The 24,013-nt window shown below is 50.7% G+C and carries 18 protein-coding genes; 17 read left to right on the top strand and 1 reads right to left on the bottom strand.

Annotation, left to right across the window (positions count from 1 at the left end; translation table 11 throughout):
• The 4 genes from GH808_RS05940 (at window position 1) to GH808_RS05925 (ending at window position 3,783) form a co-directional block, all read left to right on the top strand.
• Window positions 1–1,248, top strand: a complete 1,248-nt coding sequence (locus tag GH808_RS05940; protein WP_186841864.1) for an ATP-grasp domain-containing protein — start codon at window positions 1–3, stop codon at window positions 1,246–1,248.
• A 66-nt stretch (window positions 1,249–1,314) separates the two neighbouring features.
• Complete coding sequence (locus GH808_RS05935; RefSeq protein WP_243166129.1) at window positions 1,315–2,283, top strand: ABC transporter substrate-binding protein; 969 nt, start codon at window positions 1,315–1,317, stop codon at window positions 2,281–2,283.
• Window positions 2,273–3,055: an ABC transporter permease gene (locus GH808_RS05930; protein ID WP_186841862.1), complete on the top strand. Its 783-nt coding sequence runs from the start codon at window positions 2,273–2,275 to the stop codon at window positions 3,053–3,055. The genes GH808_RS05935 and GH808_RS05930 overlap by 11 nt, the downstream gene beginning before the upstream one ends.
• Window positions 3,052–3,783, top strand: a complete 732-nt coding sequence (locus GH808_RS05925) for an ABC transporter ATP-binding protein (protein WP_186841861.1) — start codon at window positions 3,052–3,054, stop codon at window positions 3,781–3,783. Before GH808_RS05930 ends, GH808_RS05925 begins: the two co-directional genes overlap by 4 nt.
• On the opposite strand, the gene GH808_RS05920 is transcribed toward GH808_RS05925, so the two are convergent.
• The gene (locus tag GH808_RS05920) at window positions 3,761–5,428 is read right to left on the bottom strand and encodes an ArnT family glycosyltransferase (protein WP_186841860.1); all 1,668 of its coding nucleotides are present in this window, start codon (window positions 5,426–5,428) and stop codon (window positions 3,761–3,763) included. The genes GH808_RS05925 and GH808_RS05920 overlap by 23 nt on opposite strands.
• Before the next feature lie 220 nt (window positions 5,429–5,648).
• Here GH808_RS05920 and GH808_RS05915 point away from each other — a divergent pair, with 220 nt between their 5' ends.
• The 13 genes from GH808_RS05915 to GH808_RS05855 all read left to right on the top strand — a co-directional run bounded on the left by GH808_RS05915 (window position 5,649) and on the right by GH808_RS05855 (window position 23,810).
• Window positions 5,649–6,578 carry a rhodanese-like domain-containing protein gene (locus GH808_RS05915; protein WP_186841859.1) on the top strand — a complete coding sequence of 310 codons (930 nt, stop codon included), beginning with the start codon at window positions 5,649–5,651 and terminating at the stop codon, window positions 6,576–6,578.
• Between the two features lie 77 nt (window positions 6,579–6,655).
• Entirely contained in the window at window positions 6,656–7,909 is a 1,254-nt protein-coding gene (locus tag GH808_RS05910) for a YeeE/YedE family protein (RefSeq protein ID WP_186841858.1), read from the top strand.
• Between the two features lie 80 nt (window positions 7,910–7,989).
• Window positions 7,990–9,687, top strand: coding sequence for an FAD-dependent oxidoreductase (locus GH808_RS05905; protein WP_186841857.1), 1,698 nt, complete (start codon window positions 7,990–7,992; stop codon window positions 9,685–9,687).
• Between the two features lie 82 nt (window positions 9,688–9,769).
• Window positions 9,770–10,555 (top strand): ABC transporter permease, encoded by a 786-nt coding sequence (locus tag GH808_RS05900; RefSeq protein ID WP_186841856.1) that lies wholly within the window; start codon window positions 9,770–9,772, stop codon window positions 10,553–10,555.
• Between the two features lie 187 nt (window positions 10,556–10,742).
• Window positions 10,743–11,786, top strand: a complete 1,044-nt coding sequence (locus GH808_RS05895) for a taurine ABC transporter substrate-binding protein (protein WP_186841855.1) — start codon at window positions 10,743–10,745, stop codon at window positions 11,784–11,786.
• A gap of 12 nt (window positions 11,787–11,798) precedes the next feature.
• Complete coding sequence (locus tag GH808_RS05890; RefSeq protein ID WP_186841854.1) at window positions 11,799–12,572, top strand: ABC transporter ATP-binding protein; 774 nt, start codon at window positions 11,799–11,801, stop codon at window positions 12,570–12,572.
• 51 nt (window positions 12,573–12,623) lie between these two features.
• The gene (gene rffA, locus GH808_RS05885; protein WP_186841853.1) at window positions 12,624–13,757 is read left to right on the top strand and encodes a dTDP-4-amino-4,6-dideoxygalactose transaminase; all 1,134 of its coding nucleotides are present in this window, start codon (window positions 12,624–12,626) and stop codon (window positions 13,755–13,757) included.
• 166 nt (window positions 13,758–13,923) lie between these two features.
• A complete protein-coding gene (locus GH808_RS05880) occupies window positions 13,924–14,805 on the top strand; it encodes a hypothetical protein (RefSeq protein ID WP_186841852.1) in 882 nt (293 codons plus the stop codon).
• 84 nt (window positions 14,806–14,889) lie between these two features.
• Window positions 14,890–15,906 carry a DUF2804 domain-containing protein gene (locus GH808_RS05875; protein ID WP_186841851.1) on the top strand — a complete coding sequence of 339 codons (1,017 nt, stop codon included), beginning with the start codon at window positions 14,890–14,892 and terminating at the stop codon, window positions 15,904–15,906.
• 71 nt (window positions 15,907–15,977) lie between these two features.
• A complete protein-coding gene (locus tag GH808_RS05870) occupies window positions 15,978–16,913 on the top strand; it encodes an alpha/beta fold hydrolase (RefSeq protein WP_338000866.1) in 936 nt (311 codons plus the stop codon).
• A 333-nt stretch (window positions 16,914–17,246) separates the two neighbouring features.
• Complete coding sequence (locus GH808_RS05865; RefSeq protein WP_207722269.1) at window positions 17,247–18,104, top strand: proline iminopeptidase-family hydrolase; 858 nt, start codon at window positions 17,247–17,249, stop codon at window positions 18,102–18,104.
• Between the two features lie 118 nt (window positions 18,105–18,222).
• On the top strand, window positions 18,223–19,548 hold the full coding sequence (locus tag GH808_RS15335) for a hypothetical protein (RefSeq protein WP_243166128.1): 1,326 nt from the start codon (window positions 18,223–18,225) through the stop codon (window positions 19,546–19,548).
• Between the two features lie 188 nt (window positions 19,549–19,736).
• The gene (locus tag GH808_RS05855; protein ID WP_186841849.1) at window positions 19,737–23,810 is read left to right on the top strand and encodes a PEGA domain-containing protein; all 4,074 of its coding nucleotides are present in this window, start codon (window positions 19,737–19,739) and stop codon (window positions 23,808–23,810) included.
• Window positions 23,811–24,013 lie beyond the last annotated feature (203 nt).

The following is a 24,013-nucleotide window of genomic DNA, read 5'->3' as shown; positions in this document are numbered from 1 at the left end:
ATGCGACTGCAAATTTTAGGCGGCGGAAACAATCAGCTTGGTGCCATCCGCCGGGCGGCAGAACAGGGACACGAGGTGATCCTGGTGGATTATTTTAAAAATCCGCCGGGCCGGGTTTATGCGACCTTCAATGAAGTGGTCAGCACCTTTGATGTCGAAAAAAACATTGAGATCGCTAAAAAGTACCGCGTTGACGGGGTCATGACAATGGGTACCGACCAACCGGTTTATACCGTCGCCCGGGTGGCCGAGGCCTTGCAGCTGCCGGCTTTTCTGGATGTGCCAACAGCCCGGGCCGTGACCAACAAAGAAATCATGAAGGCGATTATGACCGCCAACCAGATTCCCACCGTACCCTATCGTTTTTTAACGAAAGCGGCCCGGGCCGAAGATCTGGATAAAATCCCCTTTCCGGTGGTGATCAAACCGCTAGACAGTCAGGGTCAGCGGGGCGTTTTTAAACTCAACACCCCGGCGGAGGTGATCAAAAGCCTGCCAGAAACTTTGTCATTTTCCCGGGCCGAAAAAGTGCTCCTGGAATCATTCTATCCCAGTGATGAAATTACCGTCAGCGCCTGGGTTGACAAGGGGGTGCCGGATATTCTCACCATCACCGATCGCGAGAGCTTTTCCTTTGAACGCAATATTGGCATCTGTTTTGCCCATGAATATCCCAGCCGCCATCAACACCGGGCCCCGGAGATCCGGGCACTGGTTCAAAATATCACCCGGGCCTTTCAGATTAACGCCGGGCCTCTCTATATTCAACTGCTGGTGGGTGATCGGGGGATTGTTGTCAACGAGGTGGCCGGCCGGATTGGCGGTGCCCATGAGGACATCTTTATTCCCTATCTGACTGGTTTTGATATTCTTGATCGGGTGATTAATTTTTCCCTGGGCATCGATGCTACTCCGGCCGGCGCTGCTCCGCCGCGGCCAAGATCAGAACGTTTGAATGAGCATTTGTCGGTGCAGCTGTTTTTTGCCAAACCGGGGAAAATAACCAGTTTGACCAGTCTGGAGAGCCTCAGAAAGCTCCCCGGGGTGATTGCCGCAGGTTACAATGTGGCCGTCGGCGAGACCCTGGAAACCATTGCCAACGCCACCGCCAGAGCCGGTTACCTGGTGATGGCTGAAACCTCAGAACGAGCCTTGCATCAAGCCATCAATCAGGCTTTCAGGGCTTTAAAAATCATCGATGAGCAGAGACAGAATCTGGTGATCCAGCCTAAGGCCTATCTTGACTGATGATCGCAACCGGCCGGCATGGTTGGGGAAGTACTGACTAATTAATACGCAGAAGAAAAAAGGGGGATGCAATTGAAAAAGTATATCATCATCTTATGGCTGATGGTGCTGGTGCTGACAGCCGGCTGTGCCAAAACCGAAACGGCCGGTGGCCAGAAAACCATCCGCATTGCCGAACAATATGGGATTGCCTATGCTCCGGTGCAAATTATGAAAGCCCAGGGGCTGCTGGAAAAAAACTGTCCGGGGATCGTAATTTCCTGGGAACAGATGAACAATACCGCCGCCATTCGGGAAGCGATGGTGGCGGATCGTCTCGATGCCGGGTTTATGGCCATTCCGCCATTTCTGATTGGTTGGGACAACGGGATGGACTGGAAAATTGCCACCGGCCTCTCATCGGTGCCCACCGGGCTGGTTACTAAGACCAGTGTCAACAGCCTGGCCGAACTGGGCGAAAAAGACCGCATTGCGGTACCACAGCCGGGCTCGGTCCAGCATATCCTGCTGGCCATGGCCTGTGACCGGGACTTCGGCAATCCCCAGAAACTGGACAACCAGCTGGTGACCCTGTCCCATCCCGATGGCATGAACGCCCTGCTTTCCGGCGGGGATGTGACCGCCCACTTTACCGCCACCCCGTATCTGGAAAAAGAGCTGGCCACTCCGGGATTTCATCAGATCCTCTCCGGGAATGAAGCCTTTGGCGGCGAGTTCTCATTTATTGTTGGGGTGACCACTAAAAAGCTTCATGATCAAAATCCCGAAGTTTATGCCGCCTTTAATCAATCGGTGGGCGAAGCGATTACCTTTATCAATGACCATCCCCAGGAAGCGGCGGGGATTCTCAGCGAGGCCTATGATTTGCCGGAAGCGGAAGTCTTGGCCTATCTGACCGCTGCCGATACCGAATACAGCCAGACTGTCAAAGGCATTCAGACCTTTTCTGATTTTATGCTGAAAACCGGGTATCTGAAAAAAAGTCTTGAAAACCCCGGGACGATTATTTGGGAGCAAACCGACTATGAAGATTAAAGCGATCTTTCTCAAACCCTATGCAAAATATATCTGGATCATTTTGATGCTTGTAGCCTGGGAAGTGACGGCGAAACTGGCGCCGGTGAGTCCTCTGGCCTTTCCGTCTCTGGAGCTGATTCTGGCGGCCTTAATTGATTCGGTCATTAATGGCGATATCCTGATGCAGATGGCTTTTTCCCTGGGGCTGATCCTGATCGGCCTGGGCATTGGCGTGGTGCTGGCCTTTCTGATGTCATTTCTGTCAGTGGTGAGTCCGGTGTTTGCCAGCTTTACCGATACCTGCGTCTCAATTTTTCATCCCTTACCGGGAATCGCTCTGTTGCCGCTGATCATTCTCTGGATTGGGACTGGTAGTATGGCAATCTTGTTTGTTATTGTCCATTCGGTTTTATGGCCGATGATTCTCAATATGACCGCCGGTTTCAAAGCCATTCCCGAAGTCTATAAAAAAATCGGTATGAATTATGAATTTAATACCTTGCAGAGCATTATCCGGATCTTTGTTCCGGCTTCCTTGTCATTTTTGATTGCCGGGCTGAAAATCAGCTGGGCCCGGGGTTGGCGGGCGGCCATCTCGGCGGAAATGATCTTTGGCGCCTCGGGGGGGATCGGCGGGATCGGCTGGTATATTTTCAACAAACGGGTCTTTATGGATACCGCCGGGGTTTATGCCGGGATTCTGATGATCATTGCGGTGGGGATTTTTGTCGAAGATGTTGTTTTTGGCAAGCTTGAGAAAAACACCATCAAAAAGTGGGGTGTGGCATGAAGAACGTTGATGTGAACCCCATCATTGAAATTTGTGCCGTCAACAAATCCTACGAGGGGCGGCCGGTGCTGGCGGACATTAATCTGGCGATCAGGCCAGGTGAACTGATCTGCGTCATCGGTGCCTCCGGTTGTGGCAAGAGTACCCTGCTGAATCTGATCGGCGGGTTTGTCAAAGCGGATCGGGGTGAAATCAGGCTCAATGGGAGGCTGGTGGAAAAACCCTGTCGTCAATGCATCATGGTGTTTCAAGAATTTGATCAACTGTTTACCTGGCAGACGGTCCGCCATAATATTGAATTTCCCCTGAAAAACGCCCCGGAGCGGTTGAGCCATCAGGAAATCCGCAGCCGGGCAGATCATTATCTGGCGATGGTCAAACTGACCGATTTTGGCGATTATTATCCCAACCAGTTGTCCGGCGGGATGAAACAGCGGACGGCCCTGGCCCGAGCGCTGGCGCTGTCGCCCCAGTTGCTGCTGATGGATGAGCCGTTTGGCAGTCTCGATGCTCAAACCAAAAAAGAGCTGCAGGAGACCCTGCTGGAGATCCGCCAGGAAACCCGGGCGACCACTGTTTTTGTGACCCACGATATCCGCGAGGCCCTGTATCTGGCTGACCGGATTGTGGTGCTTAAAGCCGGGGCGGTGGCCGCGGTGATCAAGAATCAGACCCGCAATACCGATGAAACCCGGGTGGCCGAAATCACGGCCCTGCTGTCACCCTGAAAATATGGATCTGCCAGGGCTTGGCATCAATTAGGGGGGCCAGATTGGTGCCGTAACTGGAGTTGGTAAAGACCGTGATTTCTTCACAGTGCTCGGCGAGAAAGGTGGTCATCTCAGCAAAAATCGGGGTGAGATCACCGTACATCACATCATAACGGGGATGGTTTGCGTTAATAAAAGCCAGCTCGTCATAATAGATAATGTACTCAATCTGCTCAGCCGCGACGTAATCGGCAAAGGTGATCCCCCGATCATCCAGGTACTGCAGGTTGCGGTAGTCAAGCAGCTGGCCGTCGGCAAAAGCATATTCGGCGTTTAAATTGCCGAGGATCCTGGGCTGGCCGGGAATGGCGGTCTGGATCTGAGCGAGATAGGTAGAATAGGGATTGGCCGGGGGATGCAGCCCGGTCAGCGTCAGTACAGCGGTTATCAGGATCAGCAGTCCCGGTAGCGGCTTTTTTTTGCGTTTTTTTTCAGGTAGCTGGTGAATATTCAACATTGGTTCGACCGGCATTTGTTCGGGAAAAACACTTTCCAGCAGCAGCACGCTCAGCAGGTACATCAGCGGAAAGATAAAAACAGCACTGGTGACATTATAACGACCAATCAGAAAAATCCCCAGATTGACGCCGAAAACCAGCAGCAGTGGTAGTTTCAGTTGCTGATAGCGGGGCGCTGAGCGTTGTTTCACCAGCAGCACCAGGCTGAGCGACAGCACCAGTGCAAAACAGCTCAGCTGATAGCGGATATCCGGCATATAATACTCGATGCTGAATTGGTTAAACAGGTGTTGGTAAAAAATCAGCAAACCCTGCCACTTACCCGGCAGTCCGTCACCTACCCCGAAGTTTTGGCCCTGCTGAGCATAGTGGGCCAGATAGTCCGGATCCATAATCACACTGAGACCGATAAACAGCACTGCAAACAGGCCGATCACCAGCACCAGCAGGGCCAGATTTCGAAGGTGGATTTTCTTTTGCCTGAGATAATACAGATAGCCCAGGCCAATGGTCACGGCCACGATCAAAATGTTGGGATGGACGCCAATCCCCAGGCCGACGATGATCCCCAGCCACAGATCATCCGTAAGGTGATGACGATCGATGCGGCTGATCAATACATAGAGGGCCAGGATCAGAATAAAAACAATGATGATCTCCTGCCGGGCCAGATGGGCGGCGTAAAGATACTGGATATCCAGCGATAATAGCAGCGTGGCCAGTAGCGCCGTGCCGGCAGCACGACAAAAAAGCCGGCTGAGCTTGTAAAAAAAGAACAGCGTTGCCACCGAAAAGAGCAGCGAAATCAACCGGAAGGTGAAAATATGATAGCCGAACAGCTGCATGAAACCAGCCTGGAGCAGATGAAACAGGAGCCGGATGGCATGGGGATAACGTTGATAGACATTGAAAAAAGGCTCGGTAACACCGATGTCGCCGGTCACGGCGAGATGCCGGGACAAACCGCTAAGCCAGGACTCGTCGGAATGAACATAGGGGAAAGCGGTCAGAAACAGTAGATTGATTAAAAAATATAACCCCAGATACCAATAGATGGCTTGATCTGACCGGATTAATTGTTTAACGGCGAGGCCTTTATTTGGCGCCGCTTTTTTGCGGCTTGAATTGGTTTTGTAATCATTCATGGATGCCACCTCAAATTAATTCCAAACGGATTGATTGATACCAGTCGGATTTGTTTTTTTATTGAGTATAACACAAAGCCGGACCGGGATCACGGAAATATCATTTTGGTAGGTGCCATTAATAACATTAATACAGCATTACAATGTCTGTGAACCAAATCGCTTGACGATCGGTTACAATGTTGTTAAATAAATAATTAACGAACTGGAGGAAAAGAAAATGTTAAAAAGAAGTCGCGTTTTAGTTTTATTGGTATTACTCAGCACAATGCTGCTTGTCAGTGCTTGCAGTAATGGAACCTCACAATCAGGTAGCAAGGCCGAGGCCGATCCGGTTGTTACCGCAGTCAATGAGTATTTTGCCAGCATGCCGGAAGACATCTACAAGATTGATCAGGTTGCTTTCGTGGACAAGGTAAAAGCCGGCGAAGCGATGACCATTATCGATATCCGCAGTGCTGATGCTTATGCCCAGGGACACATCAAAGGTGCCTTGAGTATGCCTTGGGGTCCCAACCTGGCCGATAACCTGAATAAGATTCCAGCTGACAAACCGGTGATGATTTACTGTGTTACCGGTCAAACCGCCGGACAGACGGTGGCGTTGCTGAATATGGCCGGATTTGACACAAAATCCGTCAATTTGGGCTGGAACCTGGGGATTTCCAAGGTTGAAGGCGTTGACGCCGTTATTGAAACGACACCAAATGCTTTTGATGATGCCGTCAAAACAGAAATTGATCCGGATATTCAAAAAGCAATCGTCGACTATTATGCCGGTCTGACAGATGTGAAAGATACTAAATTTGCCAGCTACAAAATTACCGAAGACGATGCCAAAGCGGCACTGGATGCGAAAGACACCACCATTACCTTCCTGGATGTCAGAAAAGCAGAAGATTTCAACAAAGGCCACATTGAAGGGGCCATCAATATTCCTTTCGGCAAGGGCATGGAAACACAGTTCAGCACCCTGCCAACCGACAAAACCATTATCGTTTACTGTTACACCGGACAAACCGCGGGACAGACTGTGGCCGGCTTACGATTACTGGGTTATGATGCGGTATCCCTCAACGCTGGAGCTGGAACGGCTGCCACCGGAACTGCCGGATGGATCAACAAAGGCTATCCACTGGTCACCAATTAATTTACTGTCTGAACATCTTACATGAAGTGGCATCTTGCCACTTCATGTTTATTTAAACCTGATCGGAGGGAGACACAATGGAATCAACACGAAAAAAAACAATTCAGCCGTATATCGGCCTGGCCTTATTATTAATTGTCGTCGGGTTCGGCGTCATCAAAGGAAATGTGGATCAGAAACTGCCCCTGTTTCTGATGACCGGTTTGGCCCTGGGATACATTTTAACCCGTTCCCGCTATGGCTTTGCCGGCGGCTTCAAACGGATCTATGTGACCGGTGAAGGCAGCCTCAGTACTGCACTGCTGGTAATGTTTGCGATTGCGATGGTCCTGGCCGCCGGGATTCAATGGTCCGCGACGTTGTCTGGGGCTGATGTGCCAGGGTTAAGCTCAGTCAAATTTTTAAACATCTCCATTTTACTGGGTGGTTTTATCTTTGGCATCGGGATGATGCTGGCCGGGGGCTGTGCTTCCGGAACCCTCAGTGATTTGGGTGAAGGAACCGGTCGGTCGCTGATTGCCTTGTCAACCTTTGTGCTGGGATCGTTGCCGGGCTTGATGGCTCAGGATGCCCTGAACAATTCCGCCATCGGACAGATTGGAATTAAGCTTTATCTGCCGGATGTCCTTGGTTATGTGGGCGCCGTGGTGGTCTCGATACTGATGCTGGGCGGTCTTTATCTGGTGGTTCGCAAATATGAAAACTTCCGTAAAAAGGAAGGGTACTATGAAGAAACTGTCTATGAAGACCAGGAATTGCCGATCCCCAATAAGGAGCCATTTAAACTTTTCAGCTATGCGACCTTCCATAAGGTTTTTGTCCAACGCTGGAGTTTTATGACCGGCGGGATTCTGCTGGCACTGATGTTTGCTTTTATTCTGGTATCCACCGGACACAGCTGGGGCGTAACCGGCCCATTTGTATACTGGGGCGTGGCCTTTCTGCAGCTGTTCGGCGTTCAGTTTACGGCGCCGGTTTTTGCTGACGCGGTAGCAACCGCCAATGGGGGCATTTTAAATGATCCCGGATCGCTGCGAAACATCGGTATAATTCTTGGAGCCGCAATCGCCTTTTTATTGGCTGGTCGGTTTGCCTTTGACTGGAAATTCAAATTAAAAGACGTTATTTACTATCTGATCGGCGGTTTTTTAATGGGCTTCGGAGCCAGACTGGCCGGCGGTTGTAATATCGGGGCGTTGTTCTCCGGGATTGCCAATTTCTCACTTTCCGGCTGGGGATTCTTCCTGACCCTGTGGTTAGGCGGTATATTGGCGCTGAAAGTTTTTGCCGGAAAGGTCAACATTATTCCACCTGACCGACATCAGAAATAACAATGGTTTCGTGAGAAACTGAGCACAAAGTTCACGGCATTTTAGCAAATATAAAAATTCTAAATATAAGGAGAAGACAAATGGGAAAAAAAGTAGTCATTATCGGCGGCGTTGCTGGAGGAGCTTCAGTGGCGGCACGAACAAGAAGACTGGATGAAGCGGCTGAAATTATCATGTTTGAAAAAGGGCCAAACGTATCCTTTTCAAATTGCTGTCTGCCCAATCACCTCAGCGGCATGATCAAAAACAGCGAGGATCTGGTGTTGATGACACCGGATGTCTTTAAAAAACAATATAACATTACCGCCCGGGTCAACCAGGAAGTGGTGGGGATTAATCCCGAACAACAAACCGTCCAGATCAAAGACCTGCAGACCGGAAAAGAATATGAAGAAAGTTATGATGCCCTGTTTATGGCACCGGGAGCCAATCCCATCGTACCTAAAATATCCGGTTATGACAAAGCCCATGTTTTTTCCGTCAAAAATGTGGTAGATATTGATAAGATCAATAAATTTGTCCAGAATGGCGTCAAAGACGTGGTTGTAGTTGGCGGCGGCTTTATCGGCGTCGAAGTGGCCGAAAATCTGAAACTGTCGACAGCCGGCTTTAATGTCACCTTGGTTGAAAAAGCTGACCAGATTATGGCGACACTGGATTATGACATGGTTCAACTTTTGCATAAAGAATTAATGGACAACGATATTCAGCTGATTGTCGGCGATGGTATTGCCACCATCAGCGATGAGGCAGTGCAACTGGAATCCGGAAAAACCATCAAAGCTCAGGCGGTGGTTATGGCCATCGGGGTCACGCCGGATACCAAACTGGCGCACCAGGCCGGTCTGGAAATTGGCGAAACTGGTGCCATTCTGGTTAATCATCATTATCAGACCAGCAATCCGCACATTTATGCCGTCGGGGATGCGGTGGAAGTATACCATCAGCTGAGCCACAAAAAAACCAAACTGGCGCTGGCCGGACCGGCGCAAAAACAGGCCCGGGCAGCAGCAGATCACCTGTATGGAATTCCCGCCCGCAATAACGGCGTGATTGGTTCATCCTGTATTAAAATTTTTAACATGAACGTCGCTTCCACCGGTTTGACCGAGGCCAATGCCACCCGTTGCGGAATACCCCATGATATGGTCTACATTATTCCCGGTGATATTGTCGGGATCATGCCGGACTCCCATCCTTTCTTTTTCAAACTGGTTTATGAAGTGCCTACCGGAAAAATTATCGGTGCCCAAGCTGTCAGTAAAGGAAATGCCACCAAGCGGGTGGATGTGATCGCCGCGATGATTTCGATGGGAGCCACCCTGGAAGACCTCAAGGAATTGGAACTCTGTTATGCACCGGCCTTCAGTACCGCCAAAGACCCAGTTAATTTCGCCGCCATGGTAGCCCTGAATATTCTTAATGGCGAATTCAAGCAGGTACCGGTGACCACCGTGCGTGGCCTGGTGGAAAGCAATGCTATGATCATTGACGCCCGGGAGCCTCACGAATATCAGAAAAGCCATCTGATCAATGCGATAAATATTCCCTTAAGTCAATTCCGTCAGCGACTGGATGAGATTCCCAAGGACCAACCGGTATACATCCACTGCCGCAGTGCTCAGCGCAGCTATAACATGACCAGAGCACTGGGACAATTGGGTTATGACAATATTTTCAATATATCTGGTTCTTTTCTGGGGATCTGCAGCTACGAATATTTCAACGACCAGACAAAGAACCGCAAACCTATTGTAACGGACTATAATTTTTGTTAAGATAGAAAGAATTAAACGATTTATGATCGGTTTGTGAATGATCATATAACAACAGGCTAAAGGCCCAGAATCAGGAGGAAGTATGCAGAACAAGAAGGATTTTAACAAAAACCATCGGATGCTGACGCTCTTGACCTGGGCCTTTATTTTCCTGGTCTGGTTTATCATTACCCGCTTCAATCTGGTTTCCCACCTGATTGTGCCATCCCCGGGAGAAGTGATCCAGACCTTTATTGCGATTGTCAAAGATGGTTATAATGGCATCAGCCTCTGGGAACACCTGGGCATCAGTATGCTGCGGCTGTTGATCGCTTCGGCGCTGGCCATTGTCACGGCGGTACCGCTGGGGTTATTCAGTGGTTATTTCAGTAAGGTCGGGGCGGTGGTGGATTCGATCGTCCAGTTTTACCGGCCGCTGCCGCCATTGGCTTATTATGTGGTATTGATTTTGTGGCTGGGGATTGGTGAATCGTCCAAGGTCACACTGCTGTACTTGGCGGCCTTTGCGCCCATTTACATTGCCTGTGTTGCGGCGGTGGCTAATATCCGGGTGGAGTATCTGCTCAGTGCCAAGTCGCTGGGAGCCAGCGGCAAGGACTTATTTTTTCAGATTGTTTTTCCGGCCTGTCTGCCGGATATTTTCACCAGCATCCGGACGGCGGTGGGGGTGGCTTATACCACCCTGGTATCGGCGGAGATGATTGCCGCCACATCGGGTCTGGGCTGGATGGTGATTGATGCTTCCCGGTACTTAAAAAGCAGTGTCATCTTTGTCGGGATCATCATCATGGGGATCACGGGGGTGCTGATTGACCAGGGCCTGAAAGCTCTGGAAAAGAAAATTGTTTTCTGGAAGGGCTACCAATAGGGGGGGCGTCAGACTACCGTACCGACCAATTGTTAATCTGTTGTTCGCCGCGGACTCGGACAGGCTTTGCCGTGTCCGCACCGATGCGTACAACATGATGTAACAATTGTCGGTACTGGGTTATCTATTGAATAATACTCTTGCTGTTTGAAATGAAGTAAAAGGGCTACCAATAGGAGGTTAGGAAATGAAAAGTGCAATAAAGAAAAAGGTATGGGTGCTGGCGGTGCTGGTGGCTGTGGTTGTGACTATGGGGCTGTTTAGCGGTTGCCAAAGTCAGAGCGAGCAGGGCAGTCTGCCGAAGAAGGTGAATATTGGTTATCTGCGGGTGCCCAATGATGAGATGGTCAGTAAAACCAAAGCGGTCTATGATGACTATTTCAACAAATTGGGCGTACCCTACGAGTTCATCGTCTTTGATTCCGGGGTGGATGCCAACAAGGCACTGGCTTCGGGCAGCATTGATTTTGCCACCATGGGCAATACCAATGGCATTATCGCCTTGTCCCGGGGGATTGATGTGGAACTGATCTGGATCCATGAGGTACTGGGGGAAATTGAGGGGCTGGCGGTGAAGAACGGCAGCAACATCACCAAGCCGCAAGACCTGGTGGGCCAGAAAATTGCCACGCCTTTTGCCAGTACCGCCCATTACAGTTTGCTTAATTATCTAAAAGAAGCCGGGATTGAAAACCAGGTCCAACTGCTGGATATGCAGACCGCGGAAATAGTGGCCGCCTGGGAGCGGGGCGATATCAATGCCGCTTATACCTGGCAGCCGACTCTGGGTGATCTGACCAAAAATGGGACGATTCTGGTCAGCAGTGCCGATATGGCTGAGAAAGGCTGTGTCACCGCCAATGTCTGTCTGGTCCGCAAAGAATTTTCGGCCCAGTATCCCGAGCTGGTGGCCGGCTTTGTGAAATGCCTCAGTGACGGCGGCGATCTCTATCGCAGCAATCCCCAGGAAGCCGCAGCCGCGGTGGCAGCCGAACTGGGGATCACCACCGACAATGCGCTGATGCAGATGACCGGATCAATCTGGCTGACGCCGGAAGAACAGCTCGGCGCCGATTATATGGGGACTACCGGGAAGCCCGGGAATTTTTCCAAAATCATGAAGGATACTGCTGATTTTCTGCAAAGTCAAAAAGCCATTGATAAAGCCCCCAGTCAGGAAGAATTTGACGCCTTCATCAATTCCACCTATATCGAAATGTCACAAAAATAAGGATGGTGCCGGATGAACAACGAGCTGATAATCGAAATTGACAATTTAACCGTGGATTACCCCACTGATAATGAACCGGTCCGGGCCCTGGATAGAGTTGATCTGAAGATCTGTCAGCATGATTTCATCTGTGTGCTGGGGCCTTCGGGCTGCGGTAAAAGTACCCTGCTTAACGTGATTGCCGGGTTTACTCAACCCAGTGACGGCACCTTTTTAATGCACGGCCAGCCGGTTGCCGGTCCCGACCGGCAACGGGGCGTGGTTTTTCAGTCCGCATCCCTGTATCCCTGGATGAGTGTCCGCAAAAATGTTGAATTTGGCCCTAAAATAAAAGGTCTGCCGGCCACTGAAATCACCCGGATCGCCAGCCATTATCTGGAACAGGTCCATCTGCTGGAAGTCGCCGATCAGCCGCCTTTTCAGCTGTCCGGGGGAATGAAACAACGGGTCGCACTGGCCCGGGCGCTGGCCAATGAACCGGCGATCCTGTTGCTGGATGAACCCTTCGGTGCCCTGGATGCGCTGACCCGGATTCATATGCAGCAGCTGGTCCGAAAAATCTGGCAACAGGACCAGAACACCATTTTTATGATCACCCATGATGTCGACGAGGCCCTGTCCCTGGGCACCCGGCTGCTGGTGATGTCCAAATGTCCGGGCACCATTATTCAGGAATTCAGCGTCGATTTTTGTGACCGGGCCATCGATGAGCACACCGGTCGGGTTCATGTGGATGCCGACTATCTGGCCCTGCGGGAAGAAATTCTGGATCTGATTGATGTTTAAAGATTGCTACAAACATTTACGCACCAGCTTAAGATAAACGAGGAAATGACGATGATACCATTTAATATACCCCTGTGTTTGGGAACCGAAATCAAATACATTGAAGCGGCCATCACCAAAAATCATCAGATTAGTGGGGATGGTCCCTTTACCAAAGCCTGCTCGGACTGGTTATGTCAAAAAGCCCAGGTCCCCGGGGCTTTTTTGACGAGCTCCGGCACCGCGGCCCTGGAAATGACCGCACTGCTGGCTGGCATCACACCCGGGGATGAGGTGATCATGCCGGCCTTTACCTTTGTGACCACTGCCAATGCTTTTGCCCTGCGCGGCGCCACCATCGTTTTTGTCGATATCCGGCCGGATACTTTGAACATTAATGAAACCCTGATTGAAGCGGCAATCACCCCCCGAACGAAGGTGATTGTGCCAGTTCATTATGGCGGTATCGGCTGTGAGATGGAGGCGATTATGGCCATTGCCAAGCGTCACAATCTGCTGGTGGTAGAGGATGCCGCCCAGGGAATGATGGCCAGCTACAAAAACAAAGCCCTGGGCAGCATCGGTGATCTGGGCTGTTACAGCTTCCATGAAACCAAAAACTACACCATGGGCGAAGGCGGCGCGCTGCTGATTAATCGTGAAAACCTGCTGGAACGGGCCACGATTATTCGGGATATGGGCACTAACCGTCATGATTTTCTGGCGGGCCGGGTGGACAAGTATTCCTGGGTTGATCTGGGTTCTTCCTATCTGCCCAGTGAACTTAACGCCGCCCATCTTTATGCCCAGCTGGAAGCCGCCGAAATGGTCAACACCCGGCGACTGAGCATATGGCAGCGTTATTTTGAGCAATTAACCCCGCTGGCCGAAGCCGGCAGGATTGATCTGCCAGTGGTGCCGGAACACTGCACCCATAACGGCCATCTGTTTTATATCAAAACCGCCAGTCAGTCGGAGCGGGATGACCTGGTCGCCTGGCTCAAGCAGGATCAGATCAATACCGTTTTTCACTATACCCCCCTCCACGAGACCCCCGGCGGCCAGAAATTCGGGCGCTTTCATGGCGCCGACCGGTATACCACCAGCGAAAGCCTGCGGTTGCTGCGGCTGCCCTTGTTCTACAGCCTGACCGAAGACGAGCTGGCGACGGTGGTGGAACGAATCACAGCCTTTTTCAAAAAATAGGCCAACCATTATTAAACCCTGCCGGTAGCTAAGGCCGGCCGTTCATGTGAGCGGCGATGAAGCGGTGAACTAGATGGATCGAGCTAGGATTAAAGCAAATTCATGAAATGCAATTCACCGAGTATCGCGGCTCAGTCCGCTCTTATTCAGAAAGGTGGTGAATTCATTGTCAAAACTAACTAAAACAGTAAAAAACCGCAAGCATGACAGTAAACGGATCGGGACGGTTGTTTTCATGTTGCTGTTTTTTTCCCTGATCATGACCGGCTGCGCCCAAAACAGGCGCACTGCGATTTCAGGAAACTGGGAAAAGACCGTCGCGCCCAATCAAACATCGAATCTGACCGGATATGCCTTCGCTGACGACGGCATCATGACTCTTTACACGGGTTATGATCAGAATCTGACAATTACGGATTACGATTGGCACATCGATAAAAATAATCCGACACTGCTGGATATCGACAGCCGTACCAATCCGGCGGAGCATCAGCAGGCCCGTTTTTTTATCGCTGGTGACAGTCTCTATCTCTGCTTTGATCTCAAAGTGTCAAAGGCCGATGTCATGTCAGCAGAAAACCAGTATCTCAAAACGGACCGGTTCTCTTTTTCCGAGTGGATACCGGCGGCTGAGTTGGCTAAAGACAAAGCGGCCAAAGATGCCGCAATCAATTGCACTCTGACGCCAGAAACAATCATTTTGAAACTCAAAGACCGCGGTTTGCCGATCGGAACAGTGCTGGTTTATTCCGGTGATACAGGGGAGGAGCACCTGCTCAGCCGTCCCAACATGCACCTTGCCAAAGCCGCCCGTTTTGAGGATACGAATGTGCCGCAGAATCCCGATGCCAGCGAACCCGTCGGAGGATCGGTGGAAGTGTATACCAATTATACGCTCGCCAAACAGCGCTATGATTATCTGAGCGTTTTTGATGAAGAAGCCGGATACACTTATCAATCGGGAAATGTGCTGGTGCGCGTGGATCATGCCGTCACCCCGGATCAGGCGGCGCAATACGAGCAGGCACTTTATGAAATCGTCCAATGAATGAGTATCGGTTGTATTCAGGCCGATTTTCTTGATTGTTTATAATTAATTATTGTTATATAATGGTCAACAGGGAGGCGGCAAATGGAAAATAAAATCGAAAAAAGAATCGATCTGTTGAATGGGCAAGGTCAGATCGTCAACCCCGGTTATGCTACGAAAATGCTGTATAACTATAACAAAGAAAATATCAAAGCCCATCCCTTTGCGCTGAAGGAATGGGACTTTTATCAAATCTATTGCGGTGATTATATTCTTAAGCTGACCATTGGCAACATTTCATATATTGCTAATTTTTCGGCCGAACTTTTCAATGTGACAACCAGGGAAAGTTACTCATTTTCAAGAATAAAACCCTTGCCGCTAAAAAGCATTGTGCTGCCAAATGACCCGGAGCAGCCGAGTCTGATTCGGGTTGCGGGCAAAGATTATACCATCAGCTTTGAAGTGAGGGAGACGCATCGTTACCTAAAGCTGACGGCCAGGGACGATAAAATTGGCGTCATCAATATCGATATTGAGCTTAACAACGATATCACTAATGAAAAAATGGTGATTGCAACTCCCTTTACGAAGAAGGCTCAGTTTTATTTAAACTGTAAGGAAAACTTTTTTGGCGGAAAAGGGATCATTCAATTTGGCCAGCGACGGGTTGAACTTGATCAGAATAGCACCGCAGTCCTTGATTGGGGCAGAGGGGTATGGCCTTTTTCGCAGGAGTGGTTTTGGGGCAACGGTTCGGCCATTATAGAAGGCGGCCACTTTGGATTCAACATTGGCTGGGGATTCGGTGATTTAAAAAACGCCTCGGAGAATATGTTTTTCTGGAACGGGAAAGCTTACAAATTAGGCCGACTTCGTTCTGTAATCGATACCACTGATTATATGAAACCCTGGAAGTTTTGTGATGAGGAGGGGAATTTTCAGTTTGTGATGACCCCGATTTACGATCAGGTGACGGATACAAAAGTTGCCTTTATTCAAATGTACTGTCATCAGTTATTCGGTCATTATGACGGCTTTGTGATACTGCCAGACGGTAAAAAAATCATCGTTAAGAATATGTTGGCATTCTGTGAACATGCAAAAAACAGATGGTAAATAAGCGGGCATAACTGTTTTTAAGATCATCCGGCTGTTTGACAGCCTGATAATAAATTTACAGGAGGTTTATGATGGCATTTGAAGAAAAAAGTTTCAGATCATTTAACGAAAAGGACACAATCCAGGCTTGGATTTACAAGCCGATTCGCAAACCCCGGGGAATTGTTCAGATTGTTCACGGCTTTGGAGAACATTCACGACGATATCTGCATATGATTCTCAAACTGAATGAGGCCGGGTTTGTGGTGGCGGCAGATGATCATGTCGGACATGGAAAAACCGCCGCTGAATCCGGAAACTGGAGTGACTGGGGAAATAAAGGCTACATGACGATGGCCGAAGATGAACACACGCTTCGCAAAATGGTCCAGGAAGAATATCCGGAACTGCCTTATTTTATGTATGGTCACAGTATGGGTTCGATGATTGCCCGATCCTATGCCGCAGCCCACGGGGAAGGCATGGACGGTTTGCTGATCTGCGGCACCTCGTCGGTTTTTCCCAAGTCACGGGAGTTGGCAACGGCACTGAAAAAGTGCATTGATGAGGGCCGCGGCGAAGAAATCGATCCCAGTTATTTAGGGGTTCTCTTTGAATGGATGACCGACCGCATCAGTAATCCCCTGACCCCCAATGACTGGATCTCTGGTGATCCGGATGTGGTTGCCGATCATGCCAATGATCCCTTCAACAATTTTACCAGCCCGCCGAATATCCGTTCAACCTACGATTTTATCATGATGATTGAAACCATTATCGGAACCCAGTGGGCCGAGAAAGTACCGGCTTCGATTCCGGTTTATAATATTGCCGGCGATCAAGATCCGGTGGGACTCTACGGTGAAGGGGTCTATGCGGTTTCAAGCTGGCTGGCGGAAACCGGAAATCAGGTCAAAACAAAGATTTATTCCGGCTATCGCCACGAAATCCACAACTATCGGGATATTCGCGACGAGGTTGAAGACGGCATGATCGACTTCATCAATGGGGTCATTGCGCCTTAGCGGAAGCTGATTCAAACGGAAGAATCGCTGATGGTGCCGGCACAACTTAGCTGAGGAAAAAATAGCGACGTTTTGTCTATCATATGACCTGTTACGACCGACGGGTCATGTTAATTTGATGATAAATTCTCGCGGGAATCGTGTATCGGCACCGCTGCCTGAAAAGGTTGTCAGAAACGATCTGTTTAATTATCGCCGATCCGGGTAAACAATTCTATGGCCGGAAGCATCCGCGACCGGACCACTGCGAAACGCGCAATTGTGATTGAAATTACTTCGATGCCGGTTTCGCCAATGATCCCAAAATTATATTTTATTAAAGGAGGCAATGACATGCAGGAAGATTTTATCACTTATCAGGGAAAAAAGATCTGGTATGCAGTTTTTGGCAAGGAGATGAAAAAGACCCCGCTTCTGGTCGTTCACGGCGGGCCGGGATTCCACACCATGACCGATGTTTTCTCCGACTTCAGCGACACGCGACCGGTATATTTCTACGATCAGCTTGGTTGCGGCCATTCCGACCGGGCGGACGACCCGAAGGATTACACGTTGGCATACTATATCGCGGAGCTGGATGCGGTGATTCAGGCGCTGGCTCTCGACGAAGTGATTCTCCTCGGTGATTCCTGGGGCGGTGGCCTCGTGCCGGCCTATGTGATTGACAAAAAGCCCCCGCAGGTCAAAGCACTGGTGCTGTCGTCACCGGTACTCGGCATCCCGATGCTTGCGGCAAGCATCCGCGACAATTTCAAGCAGCTGCCCGACTGGGTGGAACAGACTCTGCGCGCGGGTGATGAAAGCCTTGTCTTTGATCAGAACTATCAGATGGCGACGATCACCTACTACAAAAAATTCTACTGCAATATCGATCCCGTGCCTGAGTATGTGCGGCAGCTGATGACAGAGACCAATCCCGACGTCTATCAGACGCTCTGGGGGCCCAGTGAATTCACGATCAACGGCACGCTGAAAGATTTCGATCTGGAGCCACAGCTACACGAGATCACGATGCCAGTGCTGATCACGGTTGGCGACAGCGATGCCATTGGTGTCAAGCCGCTCAAGGACTGCCAACTGAAATTCCCGGATGCCGATCTCGCGGTGATCCCGCACTCCACGCATCTGCATTTTCTGGAGAAACCGGAATTGTACAAGCTCACGATCCGGGATTTCCTGAAGAACCTCTGATCCATAATTTCAGTGATGGTGCTGAACCTAACCTGACTATTTCATGCTTTTTACCAAATCATTCAGCTACGCAGCGCTTTTTCTAGCATCTATCTTTGCGTACAGATAGAAAGCAACGGTGTGCAATATCAGTGCAAGAATCATCATGCCGGGAATCCAGGGGGCCGAGCAAGTGCCAGCGTCGATTGCGATTTATAGTGCTTTAAGGAAATTTGATTCAGCACAGGACACCAGTCGTGTAAACGACTGGTGTAATTTCAGAAAGGAGGGGATCATCATCGACATTATTTCAGCAAAAGAAGCGGCCGAAAAGTGGGGCATTCATATCCGGATTGTCCAGCGCTATTGCATCGATGGGCGCATCCCCGGAGCCCATAAATATGGCAACAACTGGCTGATTCCGGAGGGCGCAGAAAAGCCTGTCGATGGGCGCCGGGCCAGGCCGCAGCCCGTTGATTCGTTGGCGGTGCAGCTGACCAATCTGATCACTGTCACCGCCATGCCAATGCCGGCCGATAATCCCGATGCCATTTTAGCAACCATCAGTGAGCCCCGAATCCGGCTGCAATACGAGGCCGAGCTGGCCTATCTGCGGGGTAATTTCAAGCGGGCGATGGGCTGCTTTACCGAAGCCGGGCGCGACGATGCCGCTAAAATCTGCGCCGCGCCGATGGCGATCAGCACCGGGGACTATCCGTTCTACACCGCGGTCGACAGCTATCTCAAACAATCGGCCAAAACGAATCCGGAGACCTTGATCGCCTCGTATGCGGAGATGGCGTTAGCCACCGTCGCGGTCAGTTCAATTGCCCCGAATCTGGCGCCCGACTGGTTGAAAAATGGCGATTTGAGCGTTTTTCCGGCACCGTTAAAGCCCTACGCTCTGTATTTGCGGGCCAAGTATTTTCAGTGCCTGGGCCAGTATGAGCCGATGCTGGCCGTGGCCCAGACCGTCCTGACGCTGCACTCCGGGCAACCGGGGATCACCAAGATTGACATTTATCTGCGGCTGATGTGCGCCACTGCCTGCTATGGTCTGGAGCGACGCGAGGAGGCTAAAAGCTATCTGCTGGAGGCGCTGACGATGGCGTTGCCGCATGGCTTTATCACTCCCTTTGCAGAGTCGGTGACGGCCCTCGGCGGACTGCTGGAACGATGTCTGGAGGAGGCCTTTCCCGACTCTTACCAGGCGGTAATCGGGCAATGGCAGGACACCTGGAAGAACTGGATTTCCTTTCACAATCAGTTCACCCGGAATAACATCACCCACATCCTGACGCTGCGGGAATACCATATCGCGGTGCTGGTCGCCCGGCGCATTCCTTATGCAAAAATCGCCGGTCAGTACAATATTTCGGTGGGCCGGCTGAAAAACATCATCATGGATATTTACGGCAAACTGCTGGTTTCCAGCCGTGATGAACTAGCACAATACGTCTTTTAGGTTCCGAAAAACGTGACTTTTTGAGGTCGAAAAGTCACTTCCCAGAATAATCATTTACCCCTATAATAGCGGTGAAATGCTATAATAGGGGTTTTTCTATCCCAATAGCAGGAAAGTGAACGTAACTAATGGTTGTTTGCCGCGGACAAAGCGGCAAGCTGGAATAAATAACGACGAAAGGGGCCGAAATGAAAAGAAAGATGATGGGATTGCTGGTGATGTTGGTGTTTGTGGGGATAATGGGGGCGATGCCGGTGATGGCGGAGGATCCGAACACTTTCGAGAAAGATGCCGACGGCACTATTTTAATTGACACGGTTGAAGAGCTGACCGATTTTGCAGCGGGGATAAATGATGGCACCCTTGATGTGACGACTAATGCCAGATTAACAGAAGATATTAAGCTGAATGAGGCGCTAAATAATAACCCAGCGACGAATTGGACAACTTGGGAAACGGCGCCAGAAGGAATAGTATCATGGACGCCGATAGGAAACTATAGTACCGATGAATATCATTATTATGCCGGCACCTTTGATGGCAATAACAAGACCATCAGCGGCGTCTATATCAATGCGCCGGGATCGGATTATACGGGGCTATTTGGCTTTTGTACAAGTCCCGCTGTCATCAAGGATCTGAAGGTGACGGCATCCTATCTTAATGGTAAGGTTTATACGGGCGGGATTGCCGGTATTTTGGAGGGCACCATTACGAACTGCCAGGTCGAGGCCAATCTGGTTGGAACTGACAATGTTGGAGGCGTGGCTGGAACCGTTTGTGGTACCATCAGCGACTGTTCCCATCACGGCAGCGTTACCGGTATATCTTGTGTTGGTGGTATTAGCGGTGATTTGTTTCAATTTAAACAAATCAGCAACTGCTGTAATACCGGCAGCGTAACCGGTGATCATGGTGTGGGGGGCATCACCGGTTACGGAAACAATCAATTATTTATAAAAAACAGCTATAATAGCGGTGATATCCGAGGAAATTCATATGTGGGTGGCATCTTAGGTTATAATCCCGGGAACAGTATCTTCGTCAATTGCTATTACCGAACCGGTTCGGCAATTGACGTCACCACCGGCACCCCAGCCTATGGCATTGGCAATGCCGCAGATGAAACTGGTAAAACCGAGGCCAAAACCGCTGCGGCCTTTGCCTCTGGGGAGGTAGCCTATCGGCTCAATCAGTATGACAGTCCGAACTACCCGGCTGAGTGGCTGCGCTGGACACAGAACCCGGGTGCGGCAACACCGTCATTGACCAGTGTCAACGCCGAGGTATTCGATAAACTAATCACCTTTGATTATGAAGAAGACGGGGTTGTCGATACTTATGCCAGCGGTTATACCGGTAGCTATATGCTGGCGCTACCAATTGCTCCCCCCGGGTATTGCTATAGCTATACGGTGGGTGGTACCACCTACAGTCAGGCTAAAATGGCCAGCTATCAATTTACAGCGGAGGATGGATTGGTCTTTACCGTTAAAAAATACCAGCTCAATTTCAATAATGAGGGTATTGTTGAAATTGATACCCTGGAAGAGCTGACGGAATTTGCCAAATATGTCAATGCCGGCAATACCAGTGCCAATGGCAAGCTGACGGCAGATATTGCGCTACGGGATACCAGCAACTGGACTGCCTGGAATGCTACAATAACACCAACAGACATTGACACTATGCCAGCCTGGACGCCGATAGGGAATTCAGTAAACCACTACGTCGGCACCTTTGACGGCGATGACCATACCATCAGCGGTATTTATATCAATACATCTGGTGCGAATTATCAAGGTTTGTTTGGGGTTTGTGGAGGCAGCTCTAACATCAATAATCTGAAGATAACCGCATCCTATATTAAAGGTTCAGGAAATGCTGGTGGGTTTGGCGCGATTGCCGGTAGAACAGATGGCAGCATTACGAACTGTCAGGTCGAGGCTAATTTGGATGGGGCATTATCTACTGGTGGCGTAGTTGGATCGCTTAAGGGTACTATCAGCGGTAGTTCCTATTGCGGTAGTGTTTCTGGAACAGATGATGTTGGTGGTATTGCCGGTTGCATATCAGGAAATACTAGCATCATTAACTGTTATAATACCGCTAATGTGGCCGGGATTCGTTATGTTGGTGGCATCGTGGGGCAGTTAAATAACGGTCGGGTGGAAAACAGTGCCAATATTGGTGATATCGTGGGAGATTCAAGTGTGGGAGGGGTTGTCGGCATCAGCGATGCCGGCAGCATTGTTAATTGCTATCAGACCGGGGCGGTTACCGGAGCGGGTCCATCTACCGGGGGGATCTTAGGTGGAGATATTGCCTCTAACTGCAGCAACTGCTATTATCTGAACGGCTCGGCGGTGAACGCCGGTGCCAGCACACTAGCCTTTGGCATTAGCGATACGACACAAGACGAAGCGGGTCAAACCGCGGTCAAAACGGCGGACGCCTTTGCCTCCGGCGAAATCACCTGGCTGCTGCAAGCCGGACAGACGGATCCGACGATGCCGGTCTGGAGCCAGCAGCTCGATGTGGATGAATTACCGTTACTGAAAACAACCGATAAAATTTACCAGGTCACTTTTCAGGTCGGGAATGGTATTACGGCTGAGACCAAAGCCTATGCCAATCTGGACGGCAACGTGACACTGCCGTCGCCAACAACGGGTTATGTCTGGAAGGATGCAAACCAGACTGTTTTTGGAGCCGCTACAGCCGTCACCGAGGACATCGCTGTCAAATGCGGTATTTCGGCCCCGCCGACGGCCGCAGCGGCCTATGGTACCAGGCTCGGTGATATTGCCTTCAGCAATGGCAGTGTCCCTACGGAAAATTGGAGCTGGGCCAATGCAGACAAAGATACGGTGCTGGCAGTGGGCAACACTACCGCCTATTCAGCGACTTACACTCCCTCTGACCCTGCTTTTGCAACTGAGACTTTTTCGATCACGCCCGTCATCACTCGCCGCAGCCTGAACGCTGCCGGGGTTGCCATCAGCCTGCCGGCCAACAGCTATGCCTATACCGGGGCTGCGATTGAACCAACGGTCACGGTCACCGACAGCGGCGCCACGATCAGCAAGAGCGATTACACCGTGGCCTATACCAGCAACACCAGCCCCGGCACAGCCACAGTGACCATCACCGGCCAGGGCAATTATCAGGACGAAGTGACCCGGAACTTTACCATCTATTCATCCGGTGGCGGCGGCTATACGCCCCCGAGCATGTGGGGCATCACCGTCACGCCCCAGACCATCAGCTTTGACCCGACCGGCCAGCTGGCGGTGGACATCACCGGGGCTCCGGCGGGCGCGATGGTCTATTACAGTCTCGACGGCAGCAGTTATAGCACCACGCCGCCGGCCATCACCAATGCCGGGGAACACCAGGTCTTTATCAGAATCACCTGCCCGGGATATCAGGATTACCGCACTCAGACCACGGTGACAGTGGCCAAACAGGTAGCGCCGGCAATTCCCAATGTCAGCAGCGCCATCAGCGGGGGCCAGCCAACCGGATCAACCGATCTGGCGGCATTGCTGCCGGCCGATCGGGGCCAGACTCGCTACCAGCTGGGCTCAGTGGATGATCCCGGCGGTCTGTTAAACGGCGCACCGACCATTGATCCAAACGGGCTGATTTCCTATGATTTCCGCCGTCCTTTGGCCAATCAAGTGGTGACAACTGCCGCAGACACTGTCGCTTCGGCAGCCACCATCACCGTCCTGGTGAGTATGGAAAACTATGAAGATACCACCATCACGCTGATGGTTACTGGGACCGAACCGGAACCGCCGGCGCCGGTGATCGACATCCGCTACCTGACCCATATCCAGGACTTGGGCTGGGAAACGGACTGGAAAACCGACGGGGCGCTGTCCGGCACCTATGGCCAGTCCAAACGGCTGGAAGCGCTGAAGGTGGAGCTGACCGGCGAGCTGCCGGCAGGCGCCAGCATTGAAACCACCGTCCACGTGCAGAATCAGGGTGATCTGGGGCCCTTTGCCATGGGCAGTGCGGCCGGGACCACGGGCCGGAGCCTGCGGCTGGAAAATATCTGTCTGACCTTGAACAATCTGCCGGGCTACACCCTGCTTTACAATGTCCATGTGCAGGACCGGGGCTGGCTGCGGGACGAGAACGACAGAAGCAGCTGGTTCAGATCCGGGGAAGTGGCCGGGACATCGGCGCTGAGCCTGCGGCTGGAAGGGATTAAAATTAAACTGGTGAAGACCGAAGCGGGCGGGCTTTAAACTAGAGCGTTGTAAAAAAACGTGGCACATGACTTGTCACACATTGAGCAGGCTGCTTTTCTGTGTTAAAATGAAGGAAATTGTTGACTGAGTCTTCGGCGTTTGTTCGTTTAGTTTCAAAACAAACAAAATTGCATTCGTAAACAATTGACAAATTATGCGGAGCAAGCTATCATTAATTTAGAATTGTTGAATGAAAAGAT

The organism is Acetobacterium fimetarium (assembly GCF_014284475.1).
Lineage (GTDB): Bacteria > Bacillota > Clostridia > Eubacteriales > Eubacteriaceae > Acetobacterium > Acetobacterium fimetarium.
This window is presented reverse-complemented; position numbering and strand designations above follow the sequence as displayed.

Excerpts from the sequence above, each read along its gene's own strand:
- GH808_RS05940 (WP_186841864.1), top strand. The coding sequence starts at position 1 with ATGCGACTGCAAATTTTAGGCGGCGGAAACAATCAGCTTGGTGCCATC.
- GH808_RS05935 (WP_243166129.1), top strand. The coding sequence starts at position 1,315 with ATGCAATTGAAAAAGTATATCATCATCTTATGGCTGATGGTGCTGGTG.
- GH808_RS05930 (WP_186841862.1), top strand. The coding sequence starts at position 2,273 with ATGAAGATTAAAGCGATCTTTCTCAAACCCTATGCAAAATATATCTGG.
- GH808_RS05925 (WP_186841861.1), top strand. The coding sequence starts at position 3,052 with ATGAAGAACGTTGATGTGAACCCCATCATTGAAATTTGTGCCGTCAAC.
- GH808_RS05920 (WP_186841860.1), bottom strand. The coding sequence starts at position 5,428 with ATGAATGATTACAAAACCAATTCAAGCCGCAAAAAAGCGGCGCCAAAT.
- GH808_RS05915 (WP_186841859.1), top strand. The coding sequence starts at position 5,649 with ATGTTAAAAAGAAGTCGCGTTTTAGTTTTATTGGTATTACTCAGCACA.
- GH808_RS05910 (WP_186841858.1), top strand. The coding sequence starts at position 6,656 with ATGGAATCAACACGAAAAAAAACAATTCAGCCGTATATCGGCCTGGCC.
- GH808_RS05905 (WP_186841857.1), top strand. The coding sequence starts at position 7,990 with ATGGGAAAAAAAGTAGTCATTATCGGCGGCGTTGCTGGAGGAGCTTCA.
- GH808_RS05900 (WP_186841856.1), top strand. The coding sequence starts at position 9,770 with ATGCAGAACAAGAAGGATTTTAACAAAAACCATCGGATGCTGACGCTC.
- GH808_RS05895 (WP_186841855.1), top strand. The coding sequence starts at position 10,743 with ATGAAAAGTGCAATAAAGAAAAAGGTATGGGTGCTGGCGGTGCTGGTG.
- GH808_RS05890 (WP_186841854.1), top strand. The coding sequence starts at position 11,799 with ATGAACAACGAGCTGATAATCGAAATTGACAATTTAACCGTGGATTAC.
- rffA (WP_186841853.1), top strand. The coding sequence starts at position 12,624 with ATGATACCATTTAATATACCCCTGTGTTTGGGAACCGAAATCAAATAC.
- GH808_RS05875 (WP_186841851.1), top strand. The coding sequence starts at position 14,890 with ATGGAAAATAAAATCGAAAAAAGAATCGATCTGTTGAATGGGCAAGGT.
- GH808_RS05870 (WP_338000866.1), top strand. The coding sequence starts at position 15,978 with ATGATGGCATTTGAAGAAAAAAGTTTCAGATCATTTAACGAAAAGGAC.
- GH808_RS05865 (WP_207722269.1), top strand. The coding sequence starts at position 17,247 with ATGCAGGAAGATTTTATCACTTATCAGGGAAAAAAGATCTGGTATGCA.
- GH808_RS05855 (WP_186841849.1), top strand. The coding sequence starts at position 19,737 with ATGAAAAGAAAGATGATGGGATTGCTGGTGATGTTGGTGTTTGTGGGG.